The organism is Cobetia sp. 29-18-1 (assembly GCF_029846405.1).
In the GTDB taxonomy this organism is placed as follows: Bacteria; Pseudomonadota; Gammaproteobacteria; order Pseudomonadales; family Halomonadaceae; genus Cobetia; species Cobetia amphilecti.
This window is the reverse complement of sequence record NZ_JARWKS010000012.1, coordinates 69,026-89,557: the sequence shown is the minus strand read 5'-3', so window position 1 is coordinate 89,557 and position 20,532 is coordinate 69,026. Positions and strand designations below refer to the sequence as shown.

General features: G+C 64.4%; 19 protein-coding genes. 7 read left to right on the top strand and 12 right to left on the bottom strand.

All coding sequences use genetic code 11. The features are described from left to right. Positions 1 to 43 precede the first annotated feature (43 nt). The 9 genes from QD208_RS11005 to QD208_RS10965 all read right to left on the bottom strand — a co-directional run bounded on the left by QD208_RS11005 (position 44) and on the right by QD208_RS10965 (position 9,423). Positions 44 to 796, bottom strand: a complete 753-nt coding sequence (locus QD208_RS11005) for an ABC transporter permease (RefSeq protein ID WP_225348169.1) — start codon at positions 794 to 796, stop codon at positions 44 to 46. Between the two features lie 41 nt (positions 797 to 837). Beyond that, complete coding sequence (locus QD208_RS11000) at positions 838 to 1,554, bottom strand: ABC transporter permease (RefSeq protein ID WP_043334396.1); 717 nt, start codon at positions 1,552 to 1,554, stop codon at positions 838 to 840. Positions 1,555 to 1,595: 41 nt separating this feature from the next. Next, complete coding sequence (locus QD208_RS10995) at positions 1,596 to 2,420, bottom strand: transporter substrate-binding domain-containing protein (protein ID WP_043334394.1); 825 nt, start codon at positions 2,418 to 2,420, stop codon at positions 1,596 to 1,598. A 189-nt stretch (positions 2,421 to 2,609) separates the two neighbouring features. Next, positions 2,610 to 3,392, bottom strand: coding sequence for an ATP-binding cassette domain-containing protein (locus tag QD208_RS10990; protein ID WP_043334393.1), 783 nt, complete (start codon positions 3,390 to 3,392; stop codon positions 2,610 to 2,612). Between the two features lie 600 nt (positions 3,393 to 3,992). Continuing rightward, a complete protein-coding gene (locus tag QD208_RS10985) occupies positions 3,993 to 5,015 on the bottom strand; it encodes a succinylglutamate desuccinylase (RefSeq protein ID WP_192837393.1) in 1,023 nt (340 codons plus the stop codon). Then, positions 5,012 to 5,830 carry a DUF1338 domain-containing protein gene (locus QD208_RS10980; protein ID WP_043334387.1) on the bottom strand — a complete coding sequence of 273 codons (819 nt, stop codon included), beginning with the start codon at positions 5,828 to 5,830 and terminating at the stop codon, positions 5,012 to 5,014. Before QD208_RS10980 ends, QD208_RS10985 begins: the two co-directional genes overlap by 4 nt. A 287-nt stretch (positions 5,831 to 6,117) precedes the next feature. After that, positions 6,118 to 6,675 (bottom strand): lipocalin family protein, encoded by a 558-nt coding sequence (locus QD208_RS10975; RefSeq protein ID WP_279836819.1) that lies wholly within the window; start codon positions 6,673 to 6,675, stop codon positions 6,118 to 6,120. Between the two features lie 181 nt (positions 6,676 to 6,856). After that, positions 6,857 to 8,059, bottom strand: coding sequence for a GGDEF domain-containing protein (locus tag QD208_RS10970; protein WP_175089233.1), 1,203 nt, complete (start codon positions 8,057 to 8,059; stop codon positions 6,857 to 6,859). A gap of 131 nt (positions 8,060 to 8,190) precedes the next feature. Continuing rightward, positions 8,191 to 9,423: a TauD/TfdA family dioxygenase gene (locus tag QD208_RS10965; protein ID WP_242007692.1), complete on the bottom strand. Its 1,233-nt coding sequence runs from the start codon at positions 9,421 to 9,423 to the stop codon at positions 8,191 to 8,193. A 200-nt stretch (positions 9,424 to 9,623) separates the two neighbouring features. On the opposite strand from QD208_RS10965, the gene QD208_RS10960 reads away from it, so the two are divergent. Beyond that, the gene (locus QD208_RS10960) at positions 9,624 to 10,547 is read left to right on the top strand and encodes a LysR family transcriptional regulator (protein ID WP_153636487.1); all 924 of its coding nucleotides are present in this window, start codon (positions 9,624 to 9,626) and stop codon (positions 10,545 to 10,547) included. 213 nt (positions 10,548 to 10,760) lie between these two features. On the opposite strand, the gene QD208_RS10955 is transcribed toward QD208_RS10960, so the two are convergent. Together QD208_RS10955 and QD208_RS10950 are read right to left on the bottom strand one after the other, a co-directional pair. Further along, entirely contained in the window at positions 10,761 to 11,606 is an 846-nt protein-coding gene (locus QD208_RS10955) for a M90 family metallopeptidase (RefSeq protein ID WP_279836815.1), read from the bottom strand. 4 nt (positions 11,607 to 11,610) lie between these two features. Further along, positions 11,611 to 13,170, bottom strand: coding sequence for a carbon-nitrogen hydrolase family protein (locus QD208_RS10950; protein ID WP_279831993.1), 1,560 nt, complete (start codon positions 13,168 to 13,170; stop codon positions 11,611 to 11,613). A 388-nt stretch (positions 13,171 to 13,558) separates the two neighbouring features. Here QD208_RS10950 and QD208_RS10945 point away from each other — a divergent pair, with 388 nt between their 5' ends. Then, the gene (locus QD208_RS10945; protein ID WP_166020010.1) at positions 13,559 to 14,278 is read left to right on the top strand and encodes a glutathione S-transferase N-terminal domain-containing protein; all 720 of its coding nucleotides are present in this window, start codon (positions 13,559 to 13,561) and stop codon (positions 14,276 to 14,278) included. 86 nt (positions 14,279 to 14,364) lie between these two features. Further along, positions 14,365 to 15,054 (top strand): glutathione S-transferase C-terminal domain-containing protein, encoded by a 690-nt coding sequence (locus QD208_RS10940; RefSeq protein WP_279836812.1) that lies wholly within the window; start codon positions 14,365 to 14,367, stop codon positions 15,052 to 15,054. Positions 15,055 to 15,160: 106 nt separating this feature from the next. Here QD208_RS10940 and QD208_RS10935 read toward each other — a convergent pair whose 3' ends face one another. Further along, a complete protein-coding gene (locus tag QD208_RS10935; protein ID WP_279836811.1) occupies positions 15,161 to 16,075 on the bottom strand; it encodes a LysR family transcriptional regulator in 915 nt (304 codons plus the stop codon). Positions 16,076 to 16,521: 446 nt separating this feature from the next. On the opposite strand from QD208_RS10935, the gene modA reads away from it, so the two are divergent. The 4 genes from modA (at position 16,522) to QD208_RS10915 (ending at position 20,436) form a co-directional block, all read left to right on the top strand. Then, on the top strand, positions 16,522 to 17,463 hold the full coding sequence (gene modA / locus QD208_RS10930; RefSeq protein WP_279836810.1) for a molybdate ABC transporter substrate-binding protein: 942 nt from the start codon (positions 16,522 to 16,524) through the stop codon (positions 17,461 to 17,463). Positions 17,464 to 17,637: 174 nt separating this feature from the next. After that, positions 17,638 to 18,330, top strand: coding sequence for a molybdate ABC transporter permease subunit (modB, locus tag QD208_RS10925; protein ID WP_054555674.1), 693 nt, complete (start codon positions 17,638 to 17,640; stop codon positions 18,328 to 18,330). Beyond that, positions 18,323 to 19,561, top strand: a complete 1,239-nt coding sequence (gene modC, locus QD208_RS10920) for a molybdenum ABC transporter ATP-binding protein (protein WP_279836809.1) — start codon at positions 18,323 to 18,325, stop codon at positions 19,559 to 19,561. The genes modB and modC overlap by 8 nt, the downstream gene beginning before the upstream one ends. Before the next feature lie 59 nt (positions 19,562 to 19,620). Continuing rightward, positions 19,621 to 20,436 carry an MOSC N-terminal beta barrel domain-containing protein gene (locus tag QD208_RS10915; protein ID WP_153636483.1) on the top strand — a complete coding sequence of 272 codons (816 nt, stop codon included), beginning with the start codon at positions 19,621 to 19,623 and terminating at the stop codon, positions 20,434 to 20,436. The last annotated feature ends 96 nt before the right edge of the window (positions 20,437 to 20,532 follow it).

The following is a 20,532-nucleotide window of genomic DNA, read 5'->3' as shown; positions in this document are numbered from 1 at the left end:
TCCTGATATAAAAAAAGCGCCCTACAAAGGGCGCTTTTGACGTTCAGCTTAACGGTTTCAAGTGTGCCAGCAGGCGTTTCTCCAGTTGCCGGAATATGGCAATGATGGTGAAGGTCAGACACAGGTAGATGGCGGCGACGAACAGGAAGGCCTCGAAGGGCGCGTAGAAGCGTGCGTAGATGTCACGCGCGGCGCCGGTGAGATCCAGAAGCGTCACCACGCTGCAGATGGCACTGGCATGCAGCATGAAGATGACTTCATTGCCGTAGGCCGGCAGCGCCCGGCGGAAGGCACTGGGCAGAATGATGCGACGCATCATCTTGCCACGTGACATGCCGTAGGCGCGGGCGGCTTCCATCTCGCCCTTGGGGGTCGACTGGATGGCACCGTGGAAGATCTCGGTGGTGTAGGCCGCGGTATTGAGCACGAAGGCCAGCAGCGCCGGCACGAAGGGATCACGGAAGTAGTCCCACAGCCAGGTCTCCTGGATGCTGGGCACATGCACGCTGGTCACGCCCAGCGAGATGTCGAAGCCGTCGAAGAACACCACGCCGTAGTAGATCAGATAGAGCTGGATCAGCAGCGGCGTGCCGCGGAAGACGTAGGTGTAGAGATAGACCGGCATCTTCACCCAGCGACGACGCGAGCCGCGCATGATCGCCAGCGGCACGGCCAGTATCAGCCCGATGAGCAGCGCCAGACATACCAGCTGTACGGTGGTGACCAGCCCTTCCCAGTAGTGCCACAGGGTGGTCGCGGTGAAGATGTAGTTGTCGCTCAGCGCATCCTCGAGCATCTGACCCAGCTGGGCGATGACGCCTGAAGGGCCTGCATCATTCAGTTGTTCCATGCGCTGGCCTCCCCGAATCCGGCGTTATAGCGCTTCTTGAGACGTGCCAGCCCCCATTCGGACACGGTGGCGATCAGCAGATAGCCCGCCGCAACCGGCAACAGGAAGGTGAAGGGCTCGTGGGTCGCCTTGGCGGCCTCACTGGCGACACGCACCATGTCGACCAGCCCGATCACCGACACCAGGGCGGTGGTCTTGAGCAGTACCATCCAGTTGTTGCCCAGCCCCGGCAGGGCGTGGCGCATCATCAGCGGGAAGCGAATGCGCTTGAAGACCTTCCAGTCGTTCATGCCATAGGCACGCCCGGCCTCGATCTGCCCGGCATCCACCGCCATGAAGGCGCCACGGAAGGTCTCGCCCATGTAGGCACCGAAGATGAAGCCGATGGTGACGACGCCGGCAGTGAACTCATCGACATTGACGAAGACGTCGATGTCGTAGCTGTCGTACAGCCAGTCGGTGACCATGTTGATGCCGATCTGGCCGCCGAAGAACAGCAGCAGCATCAGCACGATGTCGGGCACGCCGCGGATGATGGTGGTGTAGAGCGTCGCGAGCCAGCGCAGAGGCGTGGAGCGCGACATCTTGGCCGTCGCCGTCAATAGCCCCAGCGCGATGGCCAGCAGCTGGGCCAGCACGGCCAGCTGCACCGTGACCCAGGCACCTTCCAGCAGGCTGGGCCCGTAGCCTTGTAGGTCAATCATGGGAAGTCTCCCGTGAAGCGCCGAATAACCCGTTCAGCGGCTTACTGGTGGTTGTCGGACGCAGTGGCGGCGCTGGCGAAGTACTTGTCGTTGAGACGCTTCAGCGTGCCATCGGCCTTGAGCGCTTCCAGGGCACCATCGATGGCCTTCTTGAGGTCGCGATCGCGCTTCTTCATGGCGATGCCGAAGCCGTCGCCGAAGTACTTCTTCGGCTCGCTGATGGCGCTGCCGGTGTTGACGAAGTTGCCGTCGTTGGCGTTGACCAGGGTGTCCTGACCTACCGGCAGGTCCAGGAAGGCGACATCGACGCGGCCGCTATCCATGTCCAGCACCAGGTCATCGAGCTTGGTGTAGCGGCGCACTTCAGCCGTGCGGCCGTAGAGGTCGGTGACGTAGTGATCCTGCAGGTTGCCACGCTGCACCCCGATCACCTTGCCCGCGAGCGCCTCGGCATCGAGGGTATCCGCGCCCGCCAGCGGGCTGTCCGCCTTGACGAACCAGCCGGACGGCGGCGTGAAGTAGGGCTCGGAGAACAGCACCTGACGCTCACGCTCCGGATTGATGGTCAGCGCCGACATGATGACGTCGTACTTGCGCGCCATCAGGCCCGGGATGATGCCGTCGAAGTCCTGCTCGGTCCATTCGCAATGGGTGGCGAGCTGGGCGCAGATGGCGTTGCCCAGTTCGATCTCGAAACCGGTCAGCTCACCGCTGGGCAGCTTGTAGCCGAAGGGTGCGTAGGGTACGTCGATGCCCAGGCGCAGCGGGTCCGGCACATCGGCCGCCTGAGCGGCGCTGGTGGTGATGGCGAAGGTGGAGAGGCCGAGGGTGAGGCCCAGCAGGGCACGTGTCGCGAACTGTTTCATTACTTGTCATTCCTGAAGTCTTGGACACCTCGAGGCCTGCCGTTGGCGTGGCGCTCGCGGTGCTGAATCATGTGCCGGTCACGGGATCACCGTGCCGGGATGTGCCACAGGCCGAGCGGTCGGCTCAGCGATGGGCCAAGGGCCAAGGGCCAAGGGCCATTCATCAGTATTGGTGATCAGGGCGCTTGCTCAGTACTTGGGCGCCAGGAACTGCTTGAGGCGCTCCGACTGGGGATTGCCCAGCACGTCTTCCGGCTTGCCGGCTTCCTCGACCAGTCCCTGATGCAGGTAGACCACCTGGCTCGAGACATCACGCGCGAAGCTCATCTCGTGGGTCACCACCACCATGGTGCGGCCTTCCTCGGCCAGGTCACGCATGACCTTGAGCACGTCACCGACCAGTTCCGGGTCGAGGGCCGAGGTCGGCTCGTCGAACAGCATCACCTCCGGCTCCATCGCCAACGCGCGTGCGATGGCGCCGCGCTGCTGCTGGCCACCGGACATCTGCGCCGGATAGTAGTCGGCGCGCTCGAGCAGGCCGACGCGGTCCAGCAGACTGCGTGCGTGGGCGATGGCTTCCTTCTTCGGCTTGCCGAGCACATGGATCGGCGCCTCGATGACATTTTCCAGCAGCGTCATGTGCGACCACAGGTTGAAGCCCTGGAAGACCATCGACAGGCGCGCGCGCATGCGCTCGACCTGACGCCAGTCCATCGGTTCACGGCCACGGCGGCTTTCCTTGAAGCCGATCTGCTCGCCATGCACGAAGATGTCGCCGCCGTCCGGCTGCTCCAGCAGGTTCATGCAGCGCAGAAAGGTGCTCTTGCCGGAACCGGACGCGCCGATCAGGGTGATGACATCGCCCTTGCGTGCTTGCAGCGACAAGCCCTTGAGCACCTGATTGGTGCCGAAGGACTTGGTGATGTTGCGGACCTCGAGAGGCAGCGCGTCGCTGCTCGGGCTCTCGGCCACGGAAGATCTCATGGTCATGCAGTTACTCCAATCCGGACGTTGCCAGCCCTGGGGGCAATGACACGCCACGAGTCCGCCGCGGGGCGGTCGGGCTCGGGATACAGGTTCGTTGCCGACATGGCACGGCTGCCTGGCACTGCCTTTCACTGTCGCTCGCTGACTTGCGCGACGCAGACGTGATGAGGCGGCAAGGCGTGGCACGGGAGGAGTGGCGGAGAATGCCGTCAGGGGCATGGCCAGTTCCTCACGATCAGTCCGATTGATCGTCGTTCTCGCTGCCAGTGACCGTCTACAACAGGCGAAAAATGCCTGTGCTTGCATGTCGTGGACGGGAAAGGGGGCCGATTCTACCAGCTCAACGCAGGGTTCACCGCTATCTGGCGTGGAGGAATGTTACGACTTTGGTGGGGCGTGCAGGGACGCACGCGGATGCCGTCCGGCCGTGGGGGAGGAGTCTTCATGTTCAAGGTCGCCTGTTGTCGTTGTAGTAAGGCTTTCGTCAGTGCAATCGCGCCGGCATCGTGCTGCGCCCTGAGGGGGATGGGCGGGCAGAACGCCGGCGCTTGTGGCTCAGTGCCGGTTTGTTCAGTGTCTGGTGACTCAGTCTGTCGGTGTCGAGCTCTCGGCCAGCAGCAGGGCGGCGCGGGCGCCTATCTCCACCTTCGCGTTGGGGAACACCACCCGCAGTGGCGTATCGCCGATGATGCAGGGGCCAGCAGCGGCGTCTTCGGCCACCACGCTGCCAGGGGCGAAGGCAGTGAAGTTGGCGACATCCTCGCTGAAGCACAGCGTGAAGTCGGCTGACTGACGCATCAGTTCCACTTCCACCGTGAAGTAGTCGATGGCCTCAGGGTCTGCTTCGGCGGGTGCCGTGCCGGTCGCCAGCGCCGCGAGCAGGGCTTTCATCGGTGCGAGTGCTGCCATGTCGTTGGCGCCGAACGGGCGAACCTGACCCAGCTCCAGCGTGAAGGCGTCGGCATCATGGTAGTGGCGCGAATAGTGCGAGAAGGTCCAGCTGTGCTGATGCTGGTGCAGCACGGCCTGGATGCCGGCGGCGCTCAATATCGGCCACTGCGATGCGCTGATGGCGTCGCCATCACTGAAGGGCACCACCGCGAAGCGCGGATAGAGGCTGTCGCGGATGGCGGTGTGCATGTCGTAGTGCAGACGGCGCGTGCCCTCGGCCAGCGGGAAGCGGGCATAGAAGGTGTCCACTGCCGCCATCAGCTGACGCGCGCGTGCCGGCTCATCATCGGACGGACAGTCGTTGCCCGTGACGCTGGCCTCGGCGCGCTTGAACAGCCGATTGAGATTGGTGGTGATGAAGCGCTCGCCACTGCGGATGGCAGGCAGGTTGCCCAGAATCAGCAACAGCGGCGCCCCGACGATCAGGTGGCCGCTCTCCAGGCCCGCGATCAGTTCACCGAGCAGCTCGATGGGGGCGGTCTCGTTGCCGTGGATGCCGGCGGAGATCACGCACGGGCGCGCCTTGGGCCCCGTGACGTCGGGGGTGATCTCCAGCACGCCGGGTGCGACGATCTCATAGCGGCCGCCGGGAATACGACCCATGCCACGGGCGCTGGCGTGGCCTTCGAGTGTCAGGTCTAGCCAGTCGGCAATCACGAGGCAGTCGGCTCCTGGCGAACATTGGTGGATTCGAAGATCTTGTCGGCGCTGGCCGCCACGAAGCCCTGATACAGCTCGCCATCGGCATCGGGATAGCGGCGCGCGAATTCGTAGTAGCAGGTGGAGATTTCGTGCTCCTCGCCACCGGCGAAGGTGAAGGTCTGGCGGTCGGCGAGGGTGGAGGCCTGCTCCAGCAGCACCTCGGGCGAGCCCTTGATGCGCCCTCCGGCCGGGTTGATGCCAAGGCCAAGCGACTCGACGCGCGTCAGCACCTTGTCGAGGGTGTCGTGATGGCTGAGCGCGTTGACGCTGATGGTGAAGTGGTTGGCGCGCAGACCGATGATCGACAGCCAGGCCGCATACTCGCTCTCTTCCATCAGGCGCTGATACTGCTCGAAGCTGGGCGCTTTCCACAGGCGGCCCGACCACAGCACGGAGGGCTGGGTGGCGGCATCCGGCGAGATCTGGCTGACCAGCCCATCGATGATCGCCTGGGCGCGCTCGGACAACTCATGGCATTTCAGCTCGGAGAGGAATACGCGCGGCATGTCGGGTGACGGCGGCAGATAGCCGAAGGCGCGCAGCTTCTTCTCGCGGAAATCATAGGGCGCGAAGCGGGTATAGCCCAGCGCCAGCAGGTGAGGTTCCAGCGCGCTCAGGGTAATCGGCCCGCGATCGAAGGTGCGGAAGGCGACGTGGTCGTTGACGATGGTCTCGCCGTCAGCGATGAAGGCATCCTGGATCTTTTGGGCCTGGGGCGTCATGGCGACGTAGTCATCCCACAGGGCGCTGAAGAACTGCTGGATATCCATGGCACGGGCTCCCTCTGAACTGAGTTGCCCAGTGCAGCGAGGCGTCACTGGCACTGGGCGACAGCATCAAACGATTGGCATCAGGGCAGCGCACTCGGCGAGGCGCTACCCCGGAAGATTGTCAGCTCACCATTGGCGAGCCACGCGCGCGTGACAAGATGCGAGGTCGGTTGGATGAAAGCGGCTGTCCGCACCATATAAACGTCACGCGCCGGTTTAGACCTTGGTGTCAGGCCTTGGTGTCAGGCCTTGGGTCTTGGGAACGGATTCGGTGTCAGCTATCGGTGTCAGCGTTCGGTGTCATCAGGAGAGGGGCAGGCGTTGCCCTGTTCGACCTTGATCAGCGCGTCGGTCGCGAAGCCGAGCTCGGCGGCCTGCTCGACCAGCGCCTGATAGGTGTCGTCATCCAGCTGCGGCTCACGCGCCAGTATCCACAGGTAGTCGCGATCGGCGCCGGCCACCAGCGACCACTGATAGTCGTCATCCAGCGCCAACACGTTGTAACCGCCATAGAAGGGGCCGAAGAAGCTGACCTTGAGGGCCGCCGTCTCGCTGCCCTGAGTGAAGTAGGCACGACCTTCGGCCTGGCTCCATTGCCCTTGCTCGGCGTTGTAGCCGCGATTGATGACGCGCACGCCGCCGCCCTCGCGGGGCGAGTAATCGGCACTGACGCAGCTCAGGCCCTCCTCGAAGCTGTTGGGCAGGCGGGCGATCTCGTGCCATTCGCCGTAGTAACGTTCGAGCTCGAAGTTCTCGACGGGCTGGGTGCCGGACGGGACTCCGGCGCAGCCGCCGAGGAGACCGAGACCGAGTAGAGAGAAGGCAAGATGCGGCAGGCGTGTCATTGGCAGGCTCCATGCGCCAGGACGCCCCATTGATGAGTCGTGGGGCGTTCTGGCGTGATGCGGGTCATGAGAAAAAGGACGAAACGGCATCCTTGTCTCATTGGGGCGTCTGCCGCTGTCTCAAGAGGGAGGGTGGCGCGGCGACATGCTCGAGGAGACGTCGAGCATCGAGCGTCGAGCGTCACAGTACCAGGCGGAGCGGATTGCCGGTGACGACGACGCCCCGCCCGCGTTGCTTGGCCTCGTACATGGCGCTGTCGGCGCGCGCGATGACCGTTTCCGGCGTGGCGCCCGAGAAGGGGAACAGGCTGATGCCGATGCTGGCACTGACGGCGATGATCAGCGGTTCACCATCGACTTCCAGCGTGATGGGACGGCTGATGGCGTCGATCAGACGTTCCGCCAGCTGCTCCGGGCCCTTGCGGCCGTTGCCCTCACGGCTGATCAGCACCAGAAATTCATCGCCGCCCAGGCGACCGACGATATCGTTGCCGCGCAGGGTGTTGCCCAGGCGCTCGCCGGTGATGCGCAGCACCTCATCGCCGATGGCATGGCCGTGGCGGTCATTGACGGGCTTGAAGCCATCGAGGTCGATGAACAGCGCGGCCTGCACCGTGCCGGGGGTCTGGATATCGAGTATCTGGTCGAGGCGTGTCAGCAGGGCGCGCCGGTTGAGCAGCCCTGTGAGCGAGTCGCACATCGCGTGGTCGCGCAGATCGTCCCGCTCGCCGGTGATATGGCATTCATGCAGGAAGAGTTGCCGGCTCTGGCGCTCGCGCGAGTAGGCGCTAAGGCCTGCCAGCATATTGACGGCCATCATGAAGAAGACTTCGTTGACCTCCACTAGTGTATCGGAGCCAAGATGCATCAGCGCGCAGCTGACGGTGCAGCCCATCCATATCAGCAGTCCGCAGGCCATGGCATAGATGAACTGCAGTCCCAGCAGGGTGTAGGTCCAGAAGACCACCAGCAACAGGGCGACGAAGTAGACCGGGAAGTCACCATGCTCGTCCTCATGCTGTCCGGCGGCGTGGCTCTCCACCAGGTGCTCTCCGGCGTGACCGTCCCCCACATGGAACATCGCCAGCGTCCCCAGCGCTGCCACCAGCGAGGCCAGGCACAGGATGCCGTTGACGTGGTGTCGGAAACGCGGGAGGCGTGACAGCAGGAACAGGCCCAACACGCCGATCAGAACGCTGGTGCGCAGCAGCAGGTAGGGCTCGTAGTGCTCCAGCAGACTGAGCTCGATCAGCCCATAGGACGCGAACAGCAGACAGCTCAGCGGGATGGTGATCCGGCTGAGCTTGTGTGAGGTCTCGATCTGTCGACGCCGATAACGTCGTTCCAGGGTGTCATCCGCAAAGCAGAGTGTCATGGGATTCATGGGGCGATACCTGAGTTGCCAGACTCTCAGGATGCCACTGCCTTGCGTGGTATGCCCTGGAGGAACCGCCGCAACCTTTGCGTGCGGTTCAACGCTATTTCAAGTACTCCGCGGCATGAGAGCTTTCGTGCTCACGACTGAGTGAGGTTGGCACCGGCCAGCTGGCGCGCCGTGACGCGCAGCGCGGATTCCACCATGTCGTAATCCACATAGCAGCCCTGCAGGTGGCGGCGGCCGGTCGTCGGGTCGAAGGACTTGCGTCCGTGCATCACGCGGCGGTTGTCGAAGGCCACCATCTGGCCGGCTTCCAGCTTGAGATGCAAGCGGAAGGCCGGTTCCCGCAGGATGCTCCAGTACTGGCGATAGGCGCTGTACCAGGCCTGCATCTGTTCCAGCGGCAGGCGCAGGCTGTCGCGGATCCAGTTGTTGAAGCGCACCTCGATGACCTTGTCGTTGGCATCCAGATGGATCACCGGCTCGCGCACCACCAGGTCGGTGGTCTCGTCGGCAAAGCGGAAGTCCACCGGAGTCTCGGCCAGCAGCCTGAAGGCCTGCGGGTCCCGCTCGCGCAGGGCTTCGGCGACCGCCATGCCGTCTCCGAAGATGGAGTCTCCGCCTTCGGCCTCATTGGCCAGGCAGTAGAGCATCTGGATGTCTGGCGGCTGACGCCAGTTGGGCAGGTCGGTGTGCAGTTCCAGTGCGATCGGCGTGTAGGCGGCGTTGTTGGGCGCCTGCTTGGAGAAGACCTCGAAACGGCCACCGAAGTTGGTCGCGCGGATCGGGCCGATGGTCGCGGCCACCTGGTCGATCTCGCCGCCTGCCGTCGGGCCGGCATCCAGAATCGCGAAGCCGTCGCGGCACAGCGCTTCCAGCCAGCCCAGGCGCGCCTGTCCACCGGCCATGTAGTCGGCAAAGGCGGTGACGTGAGGCTCATGGCCCTGCTGCCAGGCCTGGCTTGCAGGGACCGGCGTGGCCGGCGGCGCATCACTCGGACGACGTTGCAGCAACCAGCCGGCATCGAAGCGGCTGGTGTGGCCGTCCTGCCAGACGACGACGAGATTGCCCTGCTCGACACGCATCTGGTGCACCGTCAGGGCCGCGTCGTCCATCAGCATGAAGGTGCGCTCGAAGGTCTGCGGATGACGGCAGAGATCGCAGGCGCAGTGGTCGCGCAGCCAGATCAGCGGCAGTCGGGTCTGCTCACCGCTGGCCCATGCCAGTGACGCCAGGGTCTCGTCGTGGTCTGCCTTCACCAGCGGCGCGCCCTCGTGATGGGGCAGGTATTCCTTCATGTCCCACTGATGGCGTGCCTGTGACGCTTCAGTGCCTTGGGTGTCAGGGGCAGATGCGATGAGAGTCTCCATGGGCGCCGTCCTATGTCGTGTGTGCAGTAGCAGGTGAGCCGACGCGTGTCGCGTGGCTGGGTCGTATGGCTGAGCCGTGACCCGAGAATGAGGCCATTGTCCCCCTCGTCATCACGGCTGGCCAACGCGAAATATGACGGCCATGACTTAGCTGAGCTAATGTGTGCCGATTGACCTTCATGCTCTGATGCGAGATAGCCATGCACGAACCTTCCCCCACGACGCCGGATGCCTTGCCGCGCCCCCTGCCGCCGCTGGCCTGGTTGCAGGCCTTCGAAGCCGCTGCGCGCCTGATGAGCTTCACGCGTGCCGCCGAGGAGCTCAGTGTCACCCAGTCGGCCATTAGCCAGCGGATTCGCCAGCTGGAGGACCGCCTTGGCCAGCCATTGTTCGTGCGTCACGCCCGCAGCCTCAATCTGACGCCGGCCGGTCAGGCCTGGTTGCCAGCGCTGCAGGATGGCTTCCAGCGCCTTCAGGAAGGCACGCTGGAAGTCTTCGGCCCCTCGCGCGCCGCGCCGGTCAGCCTGCGGGCGACCCCGATGAGCCAGCAGGCCTGGCTGTTGCCGCGGCTGGCGAACTTCCATCGTGATCAGCCCGAGATCGCGCTGCGTCTGGTCAGTGCCTTCTGGCAGAGCGACTTCGATGGCGAGCAGGTGGATATCGAGCTGCGCTACGGCCAGGGCGACTGGCCGCAGGTAGAGGCGATCCAGGTGGGGGCAGGGCAGGAGAGAATGGCCGTCGTGGCGAGTCCGGCGCTGAGCGCGCAGCTGACCACGGCGGCGGACCTGGCCGGCATGACGCTGCTGCATGCCGCAGGCTTTGCGGTGGGCTGGCGGCGCTGGCTGGTGGCGGCAGATCAACTGGGGCTGGAGAAGACGACCTCCACCATCAGCTGTGATACCCAGGTGATGACGCTGGAAATGGCGCGGCTCGGCATGGGGGTGGCGCTGGTGCATGAAGGCCATTTCCGGCAATGGCTGGCGTCCGGCAATGGCGGGCTGGAGCAGGTCTTCGCGCTGACGATTCCCGCCGAGCAGAACTTCTGGCTGGTGCGCTCCAATCAGCGCCCGATGCGGCCCACCGCACAGCGTGTCTGGGATTATCTGTTGGCGGAGCCACAGTGAGCGATGCAGAGGTGGCTTTTGCGACCTCTGCTGAGCGAGTCGGCGTGTCTACTGATGCGCCTTCGAACGATATACCGTTAGCTTGAGGCGATGCCCGGCGCGGTAAGCGACCGCTATCTCTTCTCTATCGCGATTTCCTCGCCTTGCTGGCGCCTTGTCTGCCAAGCGGATGGACATATCTTCCAAGCGTGTAGTCAGATCTGCCAGGCGTGGTCAGTCGGAAGGCGGCGGGCAGCGCGCCAATGGCGACTGCTGGAAGAAGCGCTCCAGCAGGGCATACAGCGCCGGATAGGCCGCATTGAGCTCATCCGGCGCGCTGAAGAAATACTCGCAGCAGACGGCGAAGCATTCGGCGGGGTGGCTGGCGGCGTAGTCATCGATGGGCGTCGGCTCACCGCGTGACAGGCGCGCGCTCAGGTCATCCCACACGGCAGTGAAGGTGGCGTGCCACTCCGCCGCGCTGATATGGCGCGGCAGGGGTGGAAAGCCATCGGCATCGGTGGTGTTGGCCATGTCGAGCTTGTGGGCGAATTCATGGATCACCACGTTGAAGCCGTTCCAGTCACCGCTATTGGAGAGGTCTTCACGGGTGACTACCACCGGTCCCTGGTACCAGGTCTCGCCGGCGCGGGTATCCTCGAAGACATGCACCACGCCGGCGTCATCCATTTCTTCCACCTCACGGCGGATGGCCTGCTGCGGCAGCATGATCTCGTGCACGCGAGCGCCGGCGTCCTGCCAGCGCTCGGCATGCGCCCAGCCGTTGAGCAGCAGCATCGCCTGAGCGGCCAGTGCCAGCGCCTCGACCTGTGCGAGCGGTTCGGCGCTGGTCAGCTTCCAGTCGTTCAGCTGATGGCGGGCGCGCCGCTCAAGACGCGCCAGTGCCTCGGCGTCGAGTCCCTCGAGAATCGGCAGGCGCTCGCGGGCTGCCTGCCACGCGTCATCCGGCGCTGTCTCGCCAGCGGGGGATGCGGTTGAGACAGCGCAGGCGTCGGGGGCTGACGTATCACGGCCGTGGCGAGCGGAGCGCTGCCACAGCCGTTGCCACCAGTGCGTCATCGGCTCAGTCCTGACGGCTGCCGGACTTCCACGACCAGTCACGCAGCCGCAGCTCGAAGAGGTCCTTGCGGCGGTCCTTCAGGTTGGTCACCGAGCCTTCGCTGCGCACCACCTTGAGACGCTCCAGATCGAGATCCGAGAACATGATCATCTCGGTGTTCGGCGTGGTCTCGGCCATCACCGCGTCATGCGGGAAGGAGAAGTCCGACGGCGAGAACACCGCTGACTGGGCGTACTGGATGTCGAGGCTTTCGATGGACGGCAGGTTGCCGACACTGCCGCAGACCACCACGTAGCATTCGTTCTCGATGGCACGCGCCTGGGCGCAGTTGCGCACGCGCAGGTAGCTGTTCTTGGTGTCGGTCCAGAACGGCACCATCAGGATATCCATGTCCTGATCGGCCAGCAGACGCGACAGTTCCGGGAACTCCACGTCGTAGCAGATCAGCATGCCGATGCGTCCGGCGTCGGTCTCGAACACGGCCAGCTCGTCACCGCCCTTGATGATCCAGTCGCGGCGCTCCTGCGGCGTGATGTGCAGCTTGGCCTGACGGTCGATCTCGCCATCGCGGTGACACAGGTAGGTGACGTTGTAGAGCTCGTTGTCGTCACCGATCTCGACCATGGAGCCGGCCACGATGTTGATGTTGTAGGCCACCGCCATGCGCGAGATTTCCTGCTTGAAGCGCTCGGTGAAGCCGGCGAGGTAGCGGATGCAGCGCACCGGGTCGCTCTGGTCTTCCAAAAGGCCGATCAACGGCGTGTTGAACAGCTCCGGGAAGACGGCGAAGTCACTCTGGTAATCCGACAGGGCGTCGACGTAGTACTCGACCTGTTGCAGCACGGATTCGACACTGTCGAACTTGCGCATCTGCCACTGCACGGCGCCGACGCGAATCATCGTCTTGCGGCTTTCCAGCACGCGCTCGGCGGGCTCGAACAGGATGTTGCTCCACTCCAGCAGCGTGGCGTAGCCCTGGGAATCCTCGTCTTCCGGCAGGTACTGGCGCAACAGGCGCTTGACCAGGAAGCCGTTGGCCAGCTGGAACGACAGGATGGGGTCATGGATCTCGCGACGCTCCACCTTGTCGATGTACTCGGAGGGCGAGAGCTCGGCGGCATATTCGTGGTACTGGGGAATGCGCCCGCCGGCCAGAATCGAGCGCAGATTCATCGAGCGGCACAGCTCCTTGCGCGCCTCGTACAGGCGGCGACCAAGGCGATAGCCGCGGTAGTCGACGTCGATCAGCACATCCAGACCGTAAAGCGCATCGCCATCCTCCTTGTTGAGGATGATCTCGCGCTGACCGATCAGGTCGTCGTACTTGTGCGGGTTGGAGAAGGCGTCGTAATCCACCAGCGCCGTCAGGGCGACACCGACCAGCCTGTCGCCATCCTCGATCACGATCTGGCCATCGGGGAATTCGGCGATCAGACGGTTGATGGTGTGCTCAGGCCAGGCGCCACCGATGTCGTCGTAGATGCCGTCCATCAGGCGCTTGAGCTGGGGGTAGTCTGATTCCTGCAGGTTGCGCAGGTTCAGGTGCAGGTCTTCGACGGACATCGAGACTCCTTGGAAAATGAAGAGAGGGGATCAGGGCAGGAAGTGGCTGGCGCGAAAGCGATGGGCCCCATTATTCGCGCTGTCGAGGCCGGGTGTCATCAATATCCTTTGGTCAATGACCGGCCCTGGTCACGCAACCCTCATCAATGGGTCCAACCTCGCGTCACTGCAAGGGTGAGCGAGCCTTCGCGCCTTGAGTGGCGTTCAGCGCGATGTTGAACGAATGCTCATTTTGCTTGCATTTGCGCGGCACAACGTCCAAAACATTGCCAGGGGCAGGACGCGCGCAGTGAAGTCATGCCGTTCATATCAAGCTTGAAAGACACCAGGCCCCAATGACCTCAGGCCTTAGTGACACCAGACCTCAATGACAACCAAGGAGTCCCGCATGACCCCAGTCCTCTATGAATTGCGTGGCCGTGATGACCGCCTGCGTTTCTCGCCGTTCTGCTGGCGCGCACGTCTGGCCCTGGCGCACAAGGGCATCGAGGCAGAACTCGTGCCGATGCTGTTCACCGACAAGAGCCCGATCGACTTCTGCGATTCCACCACGGTGCCGGTGCTCAAGGATGCGCACGGCGTGGCGATGGACAGCTATGACATTTTCAAGCATCTGGACGCGCATTATCCGAACGCCGGCAATGGCCCGCTGATCGGTGATGCCCAGGCGCAGGCGCGTCTGAATTTCGTCAAGGTCTATGCCGAGCAGGTCATGGCCGTCGGTTTCTTCCGCCTGGTGGCGCTGGATCTGGTGCAGGCCATTCACCCGGATGACCGCGAGTACTTCCAGAGCGCCCGTGAAGCCCGCTTCGGCATGTCCTTCGAGGAGTTCCATAACGTCGAGATCGCGCGCGGCATTCTCGACAGCGCCTTCAAGCCGCTGCGTGGCCTACTCGCCAATCAGCCTTTCATGGATGGTGATGCCCCGGCGGCGGCAGATTACCTGATCTTCGGTTTCTTCATCTGGGCCCATATCGTCTCTGACACCTCGCCCTTCGGCGAGACGGAAGACCCCAGTGATCCGCTGGTGCAGTGGCGCGAGCGCATGATGGATCTCTACGACGGCATGGCGCGCAAGGCGCCACGTGCCAGCGAGATTGCGCAGTAATCTCGCATCGGAGATGACCTTTCTCATGGCCCGAACGCTGAAGGGCGTTCGGGCCATGTCGTGCTGTTCCAGACAAGGAGCCCATGATGATCGATCTGTATTACTGGACCACGCCCAACGGCCACAAGATCACGATCTTTCTGGAGGAAGCCGGTCTCGAGTATCGCCTCATTCCGGTGAACATCAGCAAGGGTGAGCAGTTCGCGCCGGAATTTCTGGCCATCTCGCCCAACAATCGCATGCCGGCGATCGTCGATCATGCGCCAGCCGATGGCGGTGAGCCGATCTCGGTGTTCGAGTCCGGTGCGATTCTGGAGTATCTGGCCGACAAGTGCGGCAAGTTTCTGGCGCAGGAAACACGCGCCCGCAATGACGTGCTGCAGTGGCTGCACTGGCAGATGGGTGGCCTGGGGCCGATGCTGGGTCAGGTGCATCATTTCAAGCACTACGCGCCAGAGCCGGTGGAATACGCCATCGAGCGCTATCACAAGGAAGGCGAGCGCCTCTACGGCGTGCTGGAGCGCCAGCTTGCGGGGCGTGACTTCGTGGCGGGGGACGAGTTGAGCATCGCCGACATGGCCATCTGGCCGTGGCTGAAGGCCGAGAAGCAGGAGATCGATCTGGCCCGCTTCCCGGCGGTCGCCGCCTATCGCGCCCGCATCGCCGAGCGTGACGGCGTCAAGCGGGCAATGACGCGTATCGATGACATCCATCCGGCCGCCAATGTGGCGATGGATGAGGAAGCGCGCCGTCATCTGTTCGGCCAGCAATCCTGACGGGCAGTCAGTGCCGCTGTGAAGTCGTGAAGCTGTGAAATTGTAGAGCTGAGAAGTTTGAAGCAACCGTTGATCTGTCGGCCTGCAGCGCTGTCAGGCCGACAGATCAGCGGGTCCAGTCCGTCGGCACACGACGGCGGATATGGTCGAGCAGCGCGCCGAGCTTGCGCGGCGGGTGCCCGAAGGGATAGTGCAGGCTGACCGGAATCGACGCCCCCTTCCACTCGGGCAGGCAGGCCTCGAACTGTCCCGGGTGCGCCGTCGCCCGGGTGCGCACGTGGTAGTCCGGCAGCAGGCCGATACCGGCGCCGTGCGCGATATGGTCGGCATGCACCACCACGTTGTCGACCGTGAAGCGTGACGGTGGCAGGCTCAGGCGATACTCGCCTTCCTCGGGGTGATTGAGCACCAGATTGGGGTGATGGCGGTCGATCAGATTGACCCAGTCATGGGAGGTCAGCTCGCTGGGGTGCTGCGGATGGCCGTGCTGGCGCAGATAGCTGGGGTGAGCGTAGAGATGTTGCTGCTGCTGACCCAGAATCTCCTCGCGCAGCCCGGTGTCCTTGGCCGGGCCTTCCCACAGCCACAGCATCACCTGGTCGTCATCGCGTGATGGCGGCAGATGGTTGGCGGTCAGGGTCAGGCGAATGCCCGGATACTCTTCGATGAAGTCGGTCAGCACATGATTGAACCAGCCACGCAGGAAGTGCGGGTGCGCGCTGACGGTGATATCACCGCTGATCTCCTCGCGCAGTTCATCCAGCGCGATCTGCGAGCGCTCGCCCAGCGACAGCATCTGCTGGCAGTACTGATAGAACAGCGTGCCGGCCTCGGTGGGAATCAGGCGGTTGGCCTGACGATGCAGCAGTGGCTGGCCGAGCTGGTGTTCGAGATGGCTGATCCGGCGGCTGAGCGTGGACTTGGAGATACCGAGATGCTCGGCTCCTGCGCCCAGATTGCCGTAGCGCATGATGGCATCGAAGGCACTGAGGCCCTGAAATTCGTCAAGTACTGGAGGCATGACTTAGTGGCACCCGCCGCTGTTGTCTGCCGTTGAAGCGGCAAATAGCGTGAAAGAAAGCATGAAAGCAGGAATCGCGTCGTTGCTGGGGTGTGGGCCAGCGTCTCCCTGCCATTTTGGCCAGCATTGTAGCCGATCTGATCGAGTGAATGGCATACATGTGAGTGATTCGCGTTTGCCTGTAGCTGGATGCGGCAAAACATCCGCCAGCCGACGGACGTCGCTGACCAGCTTGTGGCTGGTGGCAGGCGGGCGCTGACAGGCAGCCAGCGTGCCTCAAGCAAGCCTCATGCCGCTGGCGTTCGACAAACAGGGTTGGCGGTTTCCGCGCCCCGCGCGGCAATTGCGCCCACATGAGATGCACATGGCGAGCGAGCGCGGCATCATGGCGAGATCAATGCGCAGCAGGCCTCGTCGCTGCGTCTCACTGTTCAAGGACCCTGTAGATGTCATTCGCTACCCGCTTGCGCGCCCGGGCCGCCTTGCTTGCCTCTCCGCTACGGCTTGCGTCATCAGCGCCAACGCCTTCATCAGCGCTATCTTCTTCATCAGTGCTGTTGAGGGCCGCCAGCCTGGCGGCCCCGTTGATGCTGGCACTGCTGGCCGCACCCGCTCAGGCAGACGAGCGCCCCCAGATCCGTGTCATGGCCGCCGCCTCGCTGCATGATGCGCTGGATGCCATCGAGGCACGCTACGAGCGTCTCGCCGACGTGGATATCCAGCCGGTCTACGCCTCGTCCTCGACCCTGGCGCGTCAGCTGGCCAATGGGGCTCCGGCGCAGCTGTATCTGTCGGCCAATGAGCGCTGGATGGACTGGCTGGAGCAGCAGGCCGGCATCGTCGTCACCGGCCGTCACGACCTGCTGGGCAACCGTCTCGCGCTGGTCGCGCCTGGCCCCAGCCAGCTGGACGCCAGTGTCAGCAATGCCGAGGACGTCACCGATGTGGCCGAGCGCCTCGCCGCCACCGGCAACAACACTCGCCTGGCCGTCGGCGACCCCGATCACGTGCCCGCGGGCATCTATGCGCGTCAGTCGCTGGAAGCGCTGGGGCAGTGGCAGACGCTGCGCTCGCGTCTGGCCAGCGCCGAGGACGTGCGCGCCGCGCTGGCGCTGGTAGAGCATGGCGAGGCCCCGCTGGGGATCGTCTATGCCACCGACGCCGCCATCAGCCATCGGGTGCATCAGATCGGCCTGCTGCCGGACAGCAGCCATGATCCCATCCACTATCCTGCCGCCTTGATCAGTCGTGGCGGTGATGCGCCATCGTCACAGGCCGAGGCCTTCTCGGCCTGGCTTTCCAGCAACGAGGCCGGTGCCATCTTCCATCGCTTCGGCTTCAGCACGCTCGCCCATCAGGCTCCTGCTGCGCAGCCAGAGGCCGACTAGCCGCTGGATCAGCGTCGAGGTGCCTTGCGTCATACGCTGGCATGTCATCGACAAGATGAGGCCGCTACACTGGGAGCTTGCTGTCACATCGGCGTGATCAAGGCGGGCAGGGCTGTCTGCCGGCGCTTCGCGTCACGTCATGTGCGAGAACCTGTCTTCGTCTGAGGAAGATCCATGCTGAGTGCGCTGGAATGGGAAGCCCTGAGCCTGAGCCTCAAGGTGGCTTGCGTCGCGGTCGGCCTGAGCCTGATTCCCGGTTTTGCGGCGGCCTGGTGGCTGGCGCGACGTGAGTTTCGTGGCAAGGCGCTGGTCGATGGTCTGCTGCATCTGCCGCTGGTGTTGCCGCCCGTGGTGGTCGGTTATCTGTTGCTGGTCACCTTCGGGCGCAATGGTGCCATCGGCCAGTGGCTGGCCAGGATCGATATCGTGCTGCCCTTCACCTGGCAGGGCGCGGCGCTGGCGGCGGCGGTGATGGCCTTTCCGCTGATGGTGCGCGCGATGCGCCTGTCGCTGGAGGCCATCGACCCGGGCCTGGAGGCCGCGGCCCGCACCCTGGGCGCCAACCCGCTGCGCGTGCTGTTCACGGTGACCATGCCGCTGGCGCTGCCGGGCATTCTCACCGGCGGCATGCTGGCCTTCGCGCGCGCACTGTCGGAGTTCGGTGCCACCATCACCTTCGCCGCCAATATCCCCGGCGAGACCCGCACGCTGCCGTTGGCGCTCTATACCTTGATCCAGACCCCGGGCCAGGAAGGCGCCGCGGCCAGGCTGTGCGCCATCGCTGTCGTCATCGCGATGCTGTCGCTGCTGGCCTCCGAATGGCTGGCGCGTCGCGCGCGACTGCGCATGGAGGGGCGTGATGCTTGATTTCCACCTCCATCGTCAGCAGGGCGCCTTCACGCTGGATGCCACGCTCAAGGTGCCAGCGCGCGGCGTCACGGCGCTCTTCGGGCGCTCCGGCAGCGGCAAGACCACCATCCTGCGCCTGATCGCAGGCCTCGAGCGTCCCGACCATGGCCATCTGCGCCTGGATGGCGAGTGCCTGACGGGCGGCGAGAACGATATCTTCGTGCCGGCGCATCGTCGCAGGCTCGGGGTCGTCTTCCAGGAGCCGCGCCTGTTTCCGCACTACAGCGTGCGCGGCAACCTCCGCTACGGCATGCCGCGCGCCCTGACGCCTGCCCAGCGCCAACAGAATCAGTCACGCCTGCATGAGATGGTGACGCTGCTGGGCATCGAGGACCTGCTGTCGCGCATGCCCGGCCAGCTGTCCGGTGGCGAGGCGCGGCGTGTCGCGATCGGCCGCGCCCTGCTGTCACGCCCGCGCATGCTGTTGCTGGATGAGCCGCTGACCGGCCTCGACGGCGCGCGCAAGCAGGAGCTGCTGCACTACATCGCGCGGCTGGCGCGCGAGATCGAGATTCCGATCCTGTTCGTCAGTCATGACACCCGCGAGCTGTTCGCGGTCGCCGACCGCCTGGCGCTGGTGGACAACGGCCGCATCACCGCCAGCGGCGAGATCGGTGACATGCTGTCACGGCTGGACCTGGCACCGCAGACCGGCCGCTTCGAAGCGGGCTCGCTGCTGACCGCTGAGGTGCTGTCGCACGATGATGACTGGCAGCTGACGCGTCTGGGGCTGGGCGCCGGGCTGAGCCTCAAGCTGGCGCGGCTGGCGATGCCGGTGGGGCGTCGTGTGCGACTGCGACTGCGGGCACGTGACATCAGCATCGCGCTGGAGACGCCGACCCATACCAGCCTGCGCAATGCCTTGCCGGCCGTGATCCACGAGATCGAGAGCGAGCGCGGCCACGCCAGCGCCGAGCTGGTGCTGGGCATCGCCGGCCAGCGGGTGAGGGCGCGAGTCGATCGTCTGGTCTGTCAGGAGCTGGGCCTCAAGGTCGGGCTGGGCGTCAAGGCGCTGATCTCCAGCGTGGCGCTCTCGGGCCCCGACGTGATCAGCCTGGACGCCATGGATGACGACATCCCTGTGGTGAATGCGGCCCAGCCGAGTGCGGCCCAGCCGAATGCGACACAGACAAATACCGCACAGGCCAAGGCGCCAAATGACGCAGGCTCTGCTTCGTCTGCGAGCTGATTCCGCTCGCACCGTTCGCTGATTTCTCGAATTGATGGGCTCTGGCAAGGAAACCTCTCATGCAGTTGACCCACCTGTGGCGCTATCCCCTCAAGTCCGGCGCCGCTGAGGCGCTTGAGACAGCGACGCTCGGCGAGGAAGGTCTCACGCAGGACCGCCGCTTCGTGGTGGTCGCGGCGCGAGGCAAGTTCGTCACCGCGCGTACGCATCCCCAGCTGCAGCGACTGGCCCTGCGCGAAGACGCCAGCGGCCAGTGGCGACTGTGGCATCTGGACCGCCCCGAATGCGGCAGCGTCAGCTTTGCCACCGATGACCAGGCCGAGCGTCTCGACATCCAGGTGTGGGCCGATCGGTTCACAGCCTTGAGCGTGAGCTTTGAGGCCGATGCCTGGCTGAGTGAGCAGGTCGGCATGCCGGTCAGGCTCAGCTGGTTGGGCGAGCGCTCGGAGCGCTATCGCGAGATCATCGCGCAGCGCGTCAGCGCCGCCGACGGCTTTCCGCTGTTGCTGGCCAATCAGGCTTCGTTGTCGGCGCTCAACGCCCAGACTCCGAGTGCGGACCATGGCATGGATCAGTTCCGGCCCAACCTGGTGATCAGCGGCGCCGAGGCATGGGCCGAGGATGGCTGGCAGGAAGTGCGCATCGGTGAGGCACGCTTCACGCTGGTGTCCTCCTGCACTCGCTGTGCGATGGTCAATGTCGACCCGGCGACGGGCGACAAGCGTGGCGACGGCGAGCCGCTCAAGACGCTGGCACGGGTGCGCCGCTTCGCGGATGGCCAGGTGCACTTCGGCTACAACCTCGTCGCGCTCGATCCCTCGCGCAAGCCTAGCTTGCGTGTCGGCGACGAGGTGGAAGTCATCGCCTTCAAGTGATGTCGCTGGAATCTTGCCTACAGGCCTGAACCCAAACGCCCGCCATCCTCGATGGCGGGCGTTTTCGTTCAGGGGGCGCTTGGCAAGACGGTAAGC

What these genes read in the sequence shown, in the direction of transcription:
- QD208_RS10960 (WP_153636487.1), top strand. Translation starts at nt 9,624, where the DNA reads ATGCACGAACCTTCCCCCACGACGCCGGATGCCTTGCCGCGCCCCCTG.
- QD208_RS10975 (WP_279836819.1), bottom strand. Translation starts at nt 6,675, where the DNA reads ATGACACGCCTGCCGCATCTTGCCTTCTCTCTACTCGGTCTCGGTCTC.
- QD208_RS11005 (WP_225348169.1), bottom strand. Translation starts at nt 796, where the DNA reads ATGCTCGAGGATGCGCTGAGCGACAACTACATCTTCACCGCGACCACC.
- QD208_RS10915 (WP_153636483.1), top strand. Translation starts at nt 19,621, where the DNA reads ATGCAGTTGACCCACCTGTGGCGCTATCCCCTCAAGTCCGGCGCCGCT.
- QD208_RS10965 (WP_242007692.1), bottom strand. Translation starts at nt 9,423, where the DNA reads ATGGAGACTCTCATCGCATCTGCCCCTGACACCCAAGGCACTGAAGCG.
- QD208_RS10995 (WP_043334394.1), bottom strand. Translation starts at nt 2,420, where the DNA reads ATGAAACAGTTCGCGACACGTGCCCTGCTGGGCCTCACCCTCGGCCTC.
- QD208_RS10945 (WP_166020010.1), top strand. Translation starts at nt 13,559, where the DNA reads ATGACCCCAGTCCTCTATGAATTGCGTGGCCGTGATGACCGCCTGCGT.
- QD208_RS10935 (WP_279836811.1), bottom strand. Translation starts at nt 16,075, where the DNA reads ATGCCTCCAGTACTTGACGAATTTCAGGGCCTCAGTGCCTTCGATGCC.
- QD208_RS10955 (WP_279836815.1), bottom strand. Translation starts at nt 11,606, where the DNA reads ATGACGCACTGGTGGCAACGGCTGTGGCAGCGCTCCGCTCGCCACGGC.
- modA (WP_279836810.1), top strand. Translation starts at nt 16,522, where the DNA reads ATGTCATTCGCTACCCGCTTGCGCGCCCGGGCCGCCTTGCTTGCCTCT.
- QD208_RS10980 (WP_043334387.1), bottom strand. Translation starts at nt 5,830, where the DNA reads ATGGATATCCAGCAGTTCTTCAGCGCCCTGTGGGATGACTACGTCGCC.
- modC (WP_279836809.1), top strand. Translation starts at nt 18,323, where the DNA reads ATGCTTGATTTCCACCTCCATCGTCAGCAGGGCGCCTTCACGCTGGAT.
- modB (WP_054555674.1), top strand. Translation starts at nt 17,638, where the DNA reads ATGCTGAGTGCGCTGGAATGGGAAGCCCTGAGCCTGAGCCTCAAGGTG.
- QD208_RS10940 (WP_279836812.1), top strand. Translation starts at nt 14,365, where the DNA reads ATGATCGATCTGTATTACTGGACCACGCCCAACGGCCACAAGATCACG.
- QD208_RS10950 (WP_279831993.1), bottom strand. Translation starts at nt 13,170, where the DNA reads ATGTCCGTCGAAGACCTGCACCTGAACCTGCGCAACCTGCAGGAATCA.
- QD208_RS10970 (WP_175089233.1), bottom strand. Translation starts at nt 8,059, where the DNA reads ATGAATCCCATGACACTCTGCTTTGCGGATGACACCCTGGAACGACGT.
- QD208_RS11000 (WP_043334396.1), bottom strand. Translation starts at nt 1,554, where the DNA reads ATGATTGACCTACAAGGCTACGGGCCCAGCCTGCTGGAAGGTGCCTGG.